9 protein-coding genes are annotated in these 12,044 nt (G+C 76.9%); 2 read left to right on the top strand and 7 right to left on the bottom strand.

Annotation, left to right across the window (positions count from 1 at the left end):
- Nucleotides 1–9: 9 nt before the first annotated feature.
- The 5 genes from ACFY00_RS03160 to ACFY00_RS03140 all read right to left on the bottom strand — a co-directional run bounded on the left by ACFY00_RS03160 (nucleotide 10) and on the right by ACFY00_RS03140 (nucleotide 7,629).
- Nucleotides 10–2,382 carry a hypothetical protein gene (locus ACFY00_RS03160; protein ID WP_388026635.1) on the bottom strand — a complete coding sequence of 791 codons (2,373 nt, stop codon included), beginning with the start codon at nucleotides 2,380–2,382 and terminating at the stop codon, nucleotides 10–12.
- Nucleotides 2,383–2,528: 146 nt separating this feature from the next.
- Nucleotides 2,529–3,332 (bottom strand): hypothetical protein, encoded by an 804-nt coding sequence (locus ACFY00_RS03155; protein ID WP_388026634.1) that lies wholly within the window; start codon nucleotides 3,330–3,332, stop codon nucleotides 2,529–2,531.
- A 345-nt stretch (nucleotides 3,333–3,677) separates the two neighbouring features.
- A complete protein-coding gene (locus tag ACFY00_RS03150) occupies nucleotides 3,678–5,813 on the bottom strand; it encodes a WD40 repeat domain-containing protein (protein ID WP_388026632.1) in 2,136 nt (711 codons plus the stop codon).
- A gap of 44 nt (nucleotides 5,814–5,857) precedes the next feature.
- Nucleotides 5,858–6,427 carry a GNAT family N-acetyltransferase gene (locus ACFY00_RS03145; protein ID WP_388026630.1) on the bottom strand — a complete coding sequence of 190 codons (570 nt, stop codon included), beginning with the start codon at nucleotides 6,425–6,427 and terminating at the stop codon, nucleotides 5,858–5,860.
- Between the two features lie 290 nt (nucleotides 6,428–6,717).
- Nucleotides 6,718–7,629, bottom strand: a complete 912-nt coding sequence (locus ACFY00_RS03140; protein ID WP_388026629.1) for an NAD(P)-dependent oxidoreductase — start codon at nucleotides 7,627–7,629, stop codon at nucleotides 6,718–6,720.
- 84 nt (nucleotides 7,630–7,713) lie between these two features.
- Here ACFY00_RS03140 and ACFY00_RS03135 point away from each other — a divergent pair, with 84 nt between their 5' ends.
- Complete coding sequence (locus ACFY00_RS03135) at nucleotides 7,714–8,082, top strand: winged helix-turn-helix transcriptional regulator (RefSeq protein WP_388026627.1); 369 nt, start codon at nucleotides 7,714–7,716, stop codon at nucleotides 8,080–8,082.
- A gap of 34 nt (nucleotides 8,083–8,116) precedes the next feature.
- On the opposite strand, the gene ACFY00_RS03130 is transcribed toward ACFY00_RS03135, so the two are convergent.
- Both ACFY00_RS03130 and ACFY00_RS03125 read right to left on the bottom strand, forming a co-directional pair.
- Nucleotides 8,117–10,294, bottom strand: coding sequence for a DEAD/DEAH box helicase (locus ACFY00_RS03130; protein WP_388026625.1), 2,178 nt, complete (start codon nucleotides 10,292–10,294; stop codon nucleotides 8,117–8,119).
- A 129-nt stretch (nucleotides 10,295–10,423) separates the two neighbouring features.
- Entirely contained in the window at nucleotides 10,424–11,161 is a 738-nt protein-coding gene (locus ACFY00_RS03125; protein WP_388026623.1) for an MBL fold metallo-hydrolase, read from the bottom strand.
- 241 nt (nucleotides 11,162–11,402) lie between these two features.
- On the opposite strand from ACFY00_RS03125, the gene ACFY00_RS03120 reads away from it, so the two are divergent.
- A complete protein-coding gene (locus tag ACFY00_RS03120; protein ID WP_388026621.1) occupies nucleotides 11,403–12,017 on the top strand; it encodes a CGNR zinc finger domain-containing protein in 615 nt (204 codons plus the stop codon).
- The last annotated feature ends 27 nt before the right edge of the window (nucleotides 12,018–12,044 follow it).

Raw genomic sequence — 12,044 nt, 5'->3', positions numbered from 1 at the left:
GGCGCGCGGTCAGTCGGCGGCGGGCGCGGCCAGCCGGGAGAGGGCGGCGCGCAGGAACGGGCTGGGCACCTGGTAGCCGCCCTCCTCGCGGAGCGGGGCCCGCTGCGGGGTGGCCGCCGTCTCCCCGGCGGGCGCGGTCGCGGCGGGGGTGGCCGCGGGCGCGTCGGGGTGGCCGCGGCGGGCGGCGGCGCTGCGGGCGCGTTCCAGGTAGGCGTCGTCCGTGCTGCCGGAGGTCTCCGTCGTGCCGGGGGTGCCCTGACGCGTCGTCGTCGGGTCGGTGGTGGTCGCGGTGGCGGCGGTGGTGTCGTCGGGGGTCCGGCCGCCCGCCGTACCGTCGGTCCCCGCACCGCCACTGCCCGTGCTGCTGCCGCCGCCCGTACCGTCGCCGCCCGCGCCGTCGACCGTGGTGGCGCCGTCGGCCGTGGTCGCGCCGCCGCCGAGCAGGACGCCTGCGAGCTGGTTGAGGACCTCGCTCTCGCTGGCGGGCCCGGCCGTGGCGGGGACGGCTTCGGGTTCGGGCGTGGTGAAGGTGCCGTCGGCGCGGGCGTCGTCGAGCCAGCGGCGGCGGGCCCGGTGCCAGTGGCGGTCGCGCGGGCCGACCTCGCCGGCCTGGCCCAGGATGCCCGCGTCGCCGTGCAGCTCCTCGCCCTCCTCGCCCTCGCCGCCGAAGCGGGTGGGGCTGACGAAGCGGTTGCCGTGCTTGCCTTCCTTGCCGCCGCCCCGGGCGCCACCGCCCATGCCGGGCATGTGGCCGGCGCCGGCCGCACCGGTGGCACCGCCGCGACCGGTCGTGCCGCCGGCCCCCAGGGCACCGGCCCCGGCCCCGGCTCCGGCCCGGCCGACCGCGGAACCGGCCCCGGACACGCCGCCCGCGCCGCCCGCGCCGCCGCTGCGCCCCATCAGGGTGCTGCCGGTGCCGCCGATGCCACCGCCACCGCCCGCGCCGCGCAGGGCCGAACCGGCCGCGCCGCCCGCACCGCCGCCGAGCCCGAACGGGCTGCCGCCCCCGCCGAACGGGGTGAGTCCGGAGCGGGTGCCGCCCGAGCCCGGGGTGCTGCCCAGGGTGCTGCTGAGGGCGCTGCCGAGGTTCCCGAGCGGGTTGCCGCCGAAGTTGCCGGGGCCGCCGCTGCCGGAGCCGGTGCTGAAGACCTGGCTCGGGGTGTAGCTGCTCCCGGGTCCGCCGGTGTTGATGTCGCCGAGGTCGCCGAGCCCGGCCAGGCCGAGCGAACCGCTGCCGGAGGAGAGCGGCTTGAACACCGGGGCGCCGGTGCCCGTGCCGGTGTCGGAGCCGAAGGCGGGCAGGTCCGGGGCGGGCAGGCTGAAGGGTGCCAGGCCGGAGCCGCCGGTCGATCCGGCGGTGCTTCCCGCCCCGGAGAAGTCCCCGGCGCCGCCGAACGACCCGGCACCGCCGAACGAGCCGGAGCCGCCGTAGGCCCCCGAGCCGCCGTAGGCCCCGGCCGTCCCGGAGCCGTCCAGGCCCGGCAGCGAGAAACCGGCCCCCCCGGCCCCACCCGCCCCGGCCGTCCCGGAGCCGTCCAGGCCCGGCAGCGAGAAACCGGCCCCCGCGGTCCCACCGGGTCCGCCGGGGGCGCCCGCACCGCCCGCACCGCCGCCGTCCAGCCCCGGCAGCGAGAAGCCGGACGGGTCACCGGCGGCACCGGTGACGCCGCCGGGCAGGCCGCTGTCCGCGCCCGTGCCGAACAGTCCGCCGGGCAGGTTGGCGCCGACCCGGCCGCTCATCGCGCCGGGCCCGCCCGGGCCGCCCGCCGTGCCCGCGCCGCCGACCCCTCCGGCACCCGAACTGCCGCTCGCGGTCGTGCCGTTGAGGGAGCAGGTCTGGCCCATGCCGGTCATGTCGGCGATGTGGTCGGCGTTCGCCCGGAGCGTGGTGTCCACGTTGCCGCTGACGTGGTTGACGTACTGGTGGTACAGGCTGACGGCCTGCTTGACGCCCTCGGACTTGGCGATGTCGTCGTGCTTACCGGCCGGGTGGGCGGCGATGTAGTCCTTGGCGTACTGGAGTTCGCGGATCATCTCGGTCTTGGCGTCGCCCACCGCCTGCGCGGCGCCCTGCATCGAGGCCGCCATGACGTGTCCGGACTGGAGGGTGGTGGTGACGTGCGAGCCCTCTCCCCCGGAGAACTTCTTGAGGTACTGGGCGAAGCTGTCGGCGGCGGGCCCCGACATGCTCGCCATGGCCCGGTTGGCGGCCTCGACGATCGCCACGACGTGGCTGTCGGCCACCTCGTTCCACTTGTCCCAGGCGGCGGCGAGTTCGGCGAGCAGGTCCTCGTTGCCGTCGGGGAAGAGGATGTCGGCGCCTTGCTCGTTGCTCTGGAGGGTCTTGAGCACCTCGGCGAGGTCGGCGGGCAGCTCGATCATGGCAGCGGGTCTCCGGAGGGGTGCGGTCGAGAGGGGCGAGGGGCCGCGGCGGGGCGGACGGCCCGGCGGAGTGCCGGGCGGGTGACTTCGGCGGGCTGCCGTGCGGACGGCCCGGCACGGGCGGGCGGGGCGCCCGCCCGGCGGCGTCAGACGGCGGGCGGGATCCAGAGGCCCGGCCCGATGAAGGGCGGCGGGGTGTTGTAGTGGAGGTCGGGCACCTCCGCGGAGTGGTAGTCGACGCCCGGGTCGATGGTGCCCAGCCCCTCGTTGGGCGGCGGCGGGGCGGGGTGCGCCGGCTCGGCCACCGTCTCCGTGTCCCGCGCGTGGAGGAGGGGCGTGCCCTGCATCGCCTCCGTGTCCCGCGCCAGGTGGACGGGCGTGCCCTGCACCATCTCCGTGTCCTGCGCGTGGAGGAGGGGCGTGCCCTGCACCATCTGCGCGTCCTGCGCGTGGAGGAGGGGCGTGCCCTGCACCATCTCCGTGTCCCGCGCCAGGAACTCGGGCGTGCCCTGCACCGTCCCGGTGCCGCTGAGCGTCGGGACGCCGGCGGCCGTCCCGGTCAGGACGGGGCCCAGGCCGGCCAGGCCCGGGCCGGCCGGCATGGTGCCGTCGCCCATGAGGGTGCCGAGCGCGGCGGCCTGCTGGTCGTCGTTGGCGCGGTGCCTGGCGACCATGGACTGCAGGTTCTCGCCGACCGCGGTGGCGTTCTGGATCAGCACCTGGATGCCTTGGAGGACCTGCTCCTGGTGCTCGGCGAGGCCGCCGACCGAGGAGCTGCCGCCCTGGATCGCCTTGCCGATCAGGTCGGTTCCGTAGACGGTCTCCTTGACCTGCTTGACCTTGGCCGCCAACTGGTTCGCGGGACCGCTGAGTTCGTCCAGCAGCCCGAGGATCTTCTTGGCCGCCGCCTCGACCTCGTCGAGGTCGATCCAGACCGTTGCGTCCGCCACTTGCCCCACCCTCCGTGCTCCACCGCCCCCGGTCGGCACGCACCTGCACCGACGGTCCGCGCCGGGCGTGCCGGGGCACCGGGACAGGGCAGCCGGGAGGTGCCAGCGCGTGCTGCACCGGCCCATTCCGGGCCCACCCTAACCCGCAGTTGGGAGCGCTCCCGCCGGGCGGGCGTGCCGGGGTGACGGGACGTCACCCCGGCGTCCAGCTTCGCAGCGTCTCACGTCGCGGCGGAGTCCGGAAAGCATGCATCAGGTAAATTCACGGCATGAACCCGTAAGGGGAAGTAAAGACCGGATGTGCCCACTCCGGGTAGGTCGTGAATGTTCCGGGCATGTTCCGTGTCAGATTTTGACCGCTCCGCCCGGGGTGACGATCCGCAGGCCCGTCTCGTCGAGGTCGATCGCCAGCGGAGTGCCGTCCAGCGCGGCCTCGTTGAGCAGGGACGCACTGGCCAGGTGCCACAGCCGCAGGGTGCCTGCGGCGTCGCCCGCCGCCAGCAGCGCCTCGCCGTCGAACTCCCGGCCCGCCACGGCCCGGACGGCCGTGCCGCCGCCGGTCAACTCGGCGGTGCGGCTGCCGTCCTGGACGTCCCAGACCAGGACGGTGCCGTCGCCCGCGCCCGCGATCACCGCGGGGCGGCCGCCGAGCACCGCGAAGGACAGCACCTCGGCGGCCTGCGGCAGCCCGGTGCAGACCGGCCCGGCCGCGCCGCTGGTGGCGTGCCACAGGCGCACCACCAGGTCCTCGCCCGCAGTGGCCAGGATCGGCTGGCCGCCCGCCGCGGTCGCGGCCAGCGCGGTGAACGGGCCGCACCCGGTGGCGAAGCGGCGGTTGTCGGCGCCGGTGGCGGCGTCCCGGACGGCGATCACGCCGTCGCGTCCGGCGGAGGCCAGCAGCGGCTGCTCGCCGGGGGTGAAGGCGATCCCGGCGACCGGCCCGGCGTGCGGGACGGGCAGCGGGTGCGCGGTGCCGTCGGTGAGGCGGTGGCTGCGGACGGCACCGGCCGCGGTGCCGCAGAGCAGCAGGTCGGCGGTGAGGTCGAGGCTGTGGACGGGGCCGCCCTCGCCCGGCAGGTCGAGGAGCTGGCCTCCGGTGGCGGCGTCCCAGACCTGGACCGCGCCGTCGCCGAACCCTGCGGCGAGCACCGGGCGGCCGTGCAGGGTCCCGGCGGTCAGTGCGGCGAGCGGGCTGCCGGGGCGTCCGGCGGGCACCGCCCTGGGTGCGGGGGCGCCGGTGGCGGCGTCCCAGACGGTGATCCGGCCGGTCTCGTCGCCGGTGTAGAGGGCGTCCCCGACGGCGGCGAGGGCGGTCAGCCACTCCCCGGCGGGCCAGCCGTGCAGCGGGCGGCCGTCGTACACGTCCCAGGTGCGGACGGTGCCGTCCAGCGCGCAGGAGGCGAGGACGGGGCGGTCGGCGAGGGTGGTGAAGGCGAGGCCGGTCACGGTGCCGGTGTGGCCGTCGAGTTCGGCGACCGACTGGCCGGTGGCGAGGTCCCAGAGCCGGATCCGGCGGTCCTGTCCGGCGGAGGCCAGCACCGCCTGGTTGTCGACGGTGAGCACGGCCAGCGCGGCCACCTCGCCGCGGTGGCCGACCAGCAGGTGCAGCAGGTCGCCGCTCCCGGCGTCCCAGACCCGGACGGTGCCGTCGGGGGCGGCGGCGGCCAGCAGGTCGACCCCGGCGCAGTGCACGGCGCGCAGCGCGGTGGCGCCGTGGCCGCCGGTGGGCAGGGTGCCCAGCACCCGGCCGTCGTCGGCCCGGACGGCCCGCAGGTCGCCGGCCTGCCCGGCCGAGAACGCCACCGGGATGTCCCGGCAGACCAGGGCGGCGACGGACTGGGCGCCCTCGCCGCCGGTGGTGCCGTGCGCGACGGCGCCGGTGGCGGCGTCCCAGACCTGGACCGAGCCGTCGGTGCTGCCGACCGCGAACAGCGAGCGGCCGCCCGCCTCGCCGAGCGCGACGGCGGTCGGGGCGAGCCCGGCGTCGGCGTCGGAGCCGCCGAGCGGGGCGGCGTCGTCCAGCGCGGTGAGGCCGAACGCGCCGTCCGCCTCGACCAGGGCGTACGCGGCCCGCCCGGCCACGGTGCCGACCGCGGCGGCGCTGCGGGCGGTGCCGGCGGCGGGTTCGGTGCGGGCCAGGGCGGCGGGCAGCGCGGCGGGGGCGGCGGCCTCGCCGAGGGCCTGGGCCAGCAGCGCGTCGAGCACGGCCGCCTCGGCGGGGACGGGCGCGGCGGTGCCGTCGGCCCACTGCCGGTCGGGCTGCCCGGGCTGCCCCTGGACGGTGAGCCGCCGCCCGGTGGCGGGGGCGTCGACGGGTGCGGGGGCGGGGAGCCGGGCGGCTCCGGCGAGGACGCGGCGGAGCAGCGCGGGGTCGATCCGGCCGGTCCGCTCGCGGTCGGCGCGGCGGGCCCGGAAGGTGCCGTCGGCGGTGATCAGCAGTTCGCCGCGGCCGCCGTCTTCCAGCCGTACGCTTCCTGACATGGTGTCACTCCTGGTTCGGTGCGGGAGGTCGGGAGCCCCGTGGGTCAGCAGAGGTCTTCCGGTACGAGGGTGGCGTGCACGGCGTCGTGCAGCCGGTGGGTGCGGGAGCTGCGGAACAGCGCCGGGCGGTAGCCGGCCCGGCGGAAGCCGATCGCGGCTCCGGTGAGTTGGCTGGGCATGTTGTCGGCGGCGGCGTAGGCGTCGATCCGGCGCAGGCCGATCCGTTCGAAGCCGAAGCGGCACACCAGGCGCAGCGCGGCCTTGGCGGTGCGCAGGCGGCGGTGCTCGGGCAGCAGCCAGACGGCGACCTCGGCGCTCTGCTGCTCCGGGTCGAGGTTGACGAGTTCGGCCCAGCCGACGGGTTCGGCGGCGGCCGCCGCCTCGACGGTGAAGTAGGCGGCGCGGCCGGTCTCCCACAGCATCGGGGGGATGTCGGTGAGCCACTTCTCGGCGGCGGCGGTGTCCCGGTGCGGGACGACGGCCTGCAGGAACTCGCGCACCAGCGGGTCGTGGGTGCCGCGGTGCACGAGGGCGGCGTCGTCGGGGCGCGGGCGGCGCAGCACCAGGCCGTCGGCCGCCATCGGTTCGTCCCGCACTTCGGCGAGCGTGCGCATCGCTCCCCCCGTCCGCTCCCCTGCCGGCTGTGCCGGGCCGCCCTCGCGGGCCGCCCGGCGTACCCTCCCCCGCCGTTCGACCGGCCGTCAAGTCGAGTCCGGACCCCGGGCGTTCGGGCACGTCAGCGGGGCGTTAGCGGAACGTGAGCGGGGCCGGGCAGGCTCGGTCGCGGGGTTCGTCACTCCACGTCCCGCCGCCCCCCGGCCCACGCGTCCTCTCCCGGGCCGGGCGCCCCCGCTAGGGCGGCGGGACGCCCTCCCCCTCTCCCGGGCCGTTCCGGCGGCGGGCGTCAGTGTGCCCGCAGGCTCCGTACGGCGTCGATGATCCGGGTCCAGTTGTCGCCGCCGTGCCCGTGGTCGATCGCGTGCCGGTAGTGGGCCTGCACGGCGAGCGGGAGGGCGAGGTCGAGGCCGAGGGCGGTGCTGGTCTCGACGATGTGGTCGGCGGTGGCGCCCATCATGGTGACCGTGCTGAGGTGGCCGGGGTGCTCACCGGCGTCGATCCCGGCACCGGGGCGGCTCTCGCCGGCCCGCAGGATCGCGCCGACCTGGTCGGCGGAGGCGAGCAGGTCGGGCAGCGCCTCGGTGGCCTTCACCCCGGCGGTGCCGAGCATCGCGGTGGCGTGCATCAGCGCGGACAGGGTGCTGAGGAAGACCGCCAGCTGGGCCTGGTACATCAGTTGGGCCAGGCCCGGGTCGGCGCCCAGGTACCTGGGTTCGCCGATCTCCGCCAGGACGGCCCGGTGCCGGTCCATCACCTCCGGGTCGCCGCTGTAGTAGACGTGGGCGCCCGGGGTGCCGACCATCGGCGCGGGCACCATGACGCCGCCGGTGAGGAAGTCCGCGCCGTGCCGGGCCGCCCAGCGGGCGGCCTCGCGCGAGCGGTCGGGGGTGTCGGAGCCGAGGTTGGCCAGGGTGCGGCCGGCCAGCGATCCGGTGGCGCCGCCCAGGACGTCGTACATGGCGCGGTGGTCGGTGAGGCTGAGGAGGACGAGTCCGCCCGCCCCGAGCGCCTCGGCGGGCGTGGCGGCGAGCACCGCCCCGGCGGCGACGACGCCCTCGGCCCGGGCCGGGGTGCGGTTCCAGACGGTGACGGCGTGTCCGGCGGCGAGCAGGGTGCGGGTCATCGCCTGTCCCATCGGGCCGAGCCCGATGACGGTGACGGCGGCGGGGGTACTGGTGGGATGCTGTGGTTCGTTCACCCCGCCATCCTCGGCGGGTGCCGCCCGCGTCGGAAGTACGCACTATTTTCTGGGGTACTTACCTTTCTGTCAGGGGAGTTGACGATGGCCAGGGCACCGCGGAACGGTCCGTACATCTGCGGCATCGACGCCGCGCTCGACGTGGTGAGCGGCAAGTGGAAGGGCCTGATCCTCTGGGAGCTGGAGGCCCACCGCGTCCGCCGCTTCGCCGAGCTGCGGCGCGCCCTGCCCGGGGTGAGCGAGAAGATGCTGACCCAGCACCTGCGCGAGATGGAGCAGGACGGCCTCGTCCACCGCGAGGTGCACGCCGAGGTCCCGCCCCGGGTCGAGTACTCCCTGACCGAGCACGGGCGCACCCTGAACCGGGCCCTCGCCCCCCTGGGCCTCTGGGGCGCCGAACGGGTCCGCCGCGAGGGCCTCGCCACGGCGCCCCTCCTGGAGGCCGCGCCCTGACCGGTGGCCGGGTCCGCGCGGATCCGGCGGGCCGTCAGCTCACGGGGGCGGCGAGGCGGAGCTGCTCGTCCTCGACGATCCGCACCGCGAGCGCCCGGTCGGAGATGTCGACGGCCTCGGGGGCGGCCTCGGCGAGGTCGCTGCGGCGGGCGTAGCGGTCGAACAACTCGGCCTTGCCGCGCAGAAGTTCGACCAGTCGGCGGTCCAGGCTGTCGGTGGCGAGCAGCCGGTGCACCCGGACCCGGCGGATCTGGCCCATCCGCTGGGCGCGGGCCACCGCCTGGTCCTCCAGGGTCGGCTTGACCTGCGGCTCGCACAGGATGACCACACTGGCGGTCTGCAGGTTGAGGCCGGTCCCGCCGGCCTGGATCTGGCAGAGCAGCACGGCGTGGCCCTCGGCGGCGGTGAACGCGTCGACCAGTTCCTGTCGTTGCTCGGCAGGCAGCGATCCGGCGACGGTGCCGGTGACGGCCGCGCCGAGGGCGCCGTGCACGGCGGCCAGCACCTCCCGGAAGTACGAGAAGACCACCACCTTGTGCCCGGACTCGGCGGCCTCGGCGACGAGTTCGCGCAGGCGGCGGAGTTTCGCGGAGTGCGCGGGATCGGCGTAGGCGGCGCGGCGCATCGCCATGAAGTTGCCCTCGGCGACGGCTGCGGCGTACGCGGCGCGGTCCGCCGCGGAGAACTCGTCCCACTCGTCGACCCGCACCACGTCCGGGAGTTCGGTGAGCACGTCCTGCTGGTTGCGGCGCAGGTAGGCGGGGGCGACGGCGCGGCGGAAGGCGAGCGGGCCGAGGGCGCCGAGCCCGGCCGGGAGGTCGGCGAGCAGTTCGGGCTGGAGGTGGCCGATCAGGGTGCGGAACTCCTCGACCCGGTTCTCCATCGGGGTGCCGGTGAGGAACAGCACGTGCTCGGTGCGGGCGGCCCGTTCGGCGACCAGCCGGGTGCGCCGGGCGGCCGGGTTCTTCACGAAGTGCGCCTCGTCGACGACCAGGGCGGCCACCGGGTCGTCGGCCAGGGTGCGCAGCGACTCGTAGGTGGCGACCAGGACGCCGCCGGTGGCGAGCCAGCGCTCCCGGGCGGCCTCCCGGTCGGGGCCGTGGTAGCGGTGCGCGGCGAGGGTGGTGCGTTCGGCGGTCTCGCGCTGCCAGTTGACCAGCACCGAGGCCGGGCACACCACCAGGAAGCGCGCCGTCCCCTCCGCCGCGGCCGCCAGGTGGGCGAGCACGGCGAGGGCCTGGACGGTCTTGCCGAGGCCCATCTCGTCGCCGATCACCACCTTCTTCCGGGCCAGCGCGAACCGGGCGCCGAACGCCTGGTAGCCGCGCAGCGAGACGGTGCAGCCGCGGTCGTCGAAGCGCTGGGCGCGGACCTGCTCGGCGAGGTCGTCCGGCAGGTGGCCCTCGGTGGCGGCCCGGCCGTCGGTGGCGGTCGGTCCGGCGAGTCGGCCCTCCTCGGCGAGCAGGGTGAGCTCGGCGTAGAACTCGGCGGCCCGGTGCTCGAACTCGACCCAGGCCTCCACCTCCCCGGCGGTCGGGCGCAGCAGGTCCGCGGTGGTCTGGGCGAACCGCAGCTCGACCCCGTCGGCCGCCGCCCGCTCCCCCTCCGCGGCCAGCAACTCGACGGCCCGCCAGGCCCGTTCGCGCTTCTGCGCCCCGGCCAGCAGGCCGCGCAGCCTGCCCCGGGCGTACTTCGCCTCGGCCATCGGGGTCCCGTACCGGGCGTCGAGTTCGGCGGCCTCGGCGGCGGCCCGGCGGGCGGCGGGTCCGGCCAGCACCAGCCGGTGCAGGGCGGCGACCAGCGCGGTGGTCCCGGCGTCGGGGTGCGCGGGGTCGAGGCGGACGGCGACGCCCTCCCGCACGGCGACGGCGATCTGCCCGGCGGCACCGAGCAGGTGCGCGGCGGTGGGGCCGCCGATGCCGGGGATCCGCAGCAGGTCCTGCCGGGTCGCGGCGTGCACGGCCGCGACCGTGGTGTAGCCGACGGAGCGCAGCGTGCCGATCTGCAGGCGGCCCTCGGTGACGTCCTTCAGCCGCTCGACCGGGATCGCCTCCAGCTCGGCCCGCACCAGCCGCTCGAACACCTCCCGGTGCGCGGCGGCGACCTCCGCCACGGCCGTCGCGTGGTCCGCCACCAGCGCCCGCGCCGCCCCCTGCCGCCGCCCGGCCGCCGCGATCACGCCCCGGGCCCACCGCACGCTCCGTCCCGCCACCGCGCCTCCTCCCGCCGCCACCGTCCGGAGCGCCCATCCTGGCACCCGCCCCCGACGGGCGCGGTCCGCGGTCCGGGAGCGCCGGAGCGCCGTCGGCGGACGGCGGCGGACGGCGTTCCGGTGCTGCGCTCAGGCCAGTTCGAGGACGTCCGCGAGTCCGGCCGCGGCGAAGGCGGCGAGCAGGGGTTCGCGGCCCTCGGTGAAGTGGGCCCAGCTGTCGAAGTGGACGGGGACGACGCGGCGGGCGCCGAGGATGCGGGCGGCTTCGGCGGCGCGGGCGCTGTCGAGGGTGAGCAGGGCGTTGTCGAAGATGCCGGTGCGGGCGCCGCCCGCGAACAGGACGGCGGTGTCGACGGGGCCGAAGCGCTCGGCGATCCGCTCGACGACCTCCAGCGAGGCGTTGTCGCCGCTGACGTAGACGACGGGCAGGCCGGGGCCGGTGAGGACGAAGCCGATCACCTCGCCGGTGACCGGCTCGCAGCCGTCGGGCCCGTGCTGGGCGGGCACGGCGGTGATCGTGACCTCGCCCAACTCGACCTCCTGCCACGGGGCGAGGCCCTGTGCGGTGCCGCCGAGGCGCTCGGCGCCGCCGCGGGTGGTGAGGGTGAGCGGGACGTCGGCGAGCAGCTTGCGGCCGCTGTGGTCGAGGTTGTCGGGGTGCTCGTCGTGCGAGAGCAGGACGGCGTCGAGCGGGCCGAGGTCGGCGGGGTCGACGGTGCCGGGGAGGGTCTTGGTGAGGAACCGGCCGCCGCCGCGCGGGTAGTCGCCGGGGGCGTCGAAGGTCGGGTCGGTGAGCAGGCGCAGGCCGCCGTACTCGATCAGGGCGGTGGGGCCTCCGAAGACCTGGACGGTGGGGACAGCGGTCATGGCGCACCTCGCGAATCGGCGATCCCCTCACGGGGAACATCAACTTTCTCCGTGAGAAGAATCTAGCGACCCCTCACGGCGAATCGCAAGCTTTTCCGTGAAGTCACCCGACGCCCCCTCAACTCCCCACCTGGATCGATCAGTCGACATATCCACCAGGACCCGGGAGCCCGCCACCCCCGTCCGACGGGCGACCGCACGCCTCTCCTCACGGGCAACGCGAGCGTTTACCATGAGGGGCATGAGTCAGCGCACCACCGCCCCCGCCGCCGCAGAGCCCGTCGTGCCGCCGCCCGCGCCGGGGGCCGAGCAGTACCCGGCACTGGACTTCGCCAACTCGCTGCTGACGCTGCCGAGCGGGCCGCTGGACCTGATCGGGGCGCCGGAGGCGGCGTCCGAGTGGCTGGTGGGGCACGGGCTGGCGCCGGAGGCGGGGCGGGTGCTGGGGCCGTGCACGGTACGGCTGCGGGTCTTCCGGGGGGCGGTGCGGGAGTTGCTGGACGCCCGGGTGGCGGGGCGGCCCGCGCCGCCGGGGGCGCTGGCGGCGGTGAACGAGGCGCTGACCGCGGCCCCGGCGGTGGCGCTGCTGCGCTGGGACGCCGAGCGGGGCCTGCACCGCAGCCTGCCGCACCCGGCCGACCGGATCGCCGACCGGGCGATGGCCCGGCTGGCCGCCGACGCCGCCGACCTGCTGACCGGCCCGGACGCCGAGCGGCTGGCCCGCTGCGGGGGCGCCCCGTGCAGCCGGTTCTACGTCCGCACCCACGCCGCCCGGCACTGGTGCTCGACCCGCTGCGGCGACCGCGTCCGGGCGGCCCGCGCCTACGCCAAGCGGCGCGCGGAGCAGCGGGCCTGACCGGTCCGGCGGGCCTGGCCGTTGCCG

It is taken from the genome of Kitasatospora sp. NPDC001540 (assembly GCF_042894345.1).
Taxonomy (GTDB): domain Bacteria; phylum Actinomycetota; class Actinomycetes; order Streptomycetales; family Streptomycetaceae; genus Kitasatospora; species Kitasatospora phosalacinea_C.
Note: the sequence above shows the minus strand (reverse complement) of the source record. Positions and strands in the feature narration are given on the sequence as shown.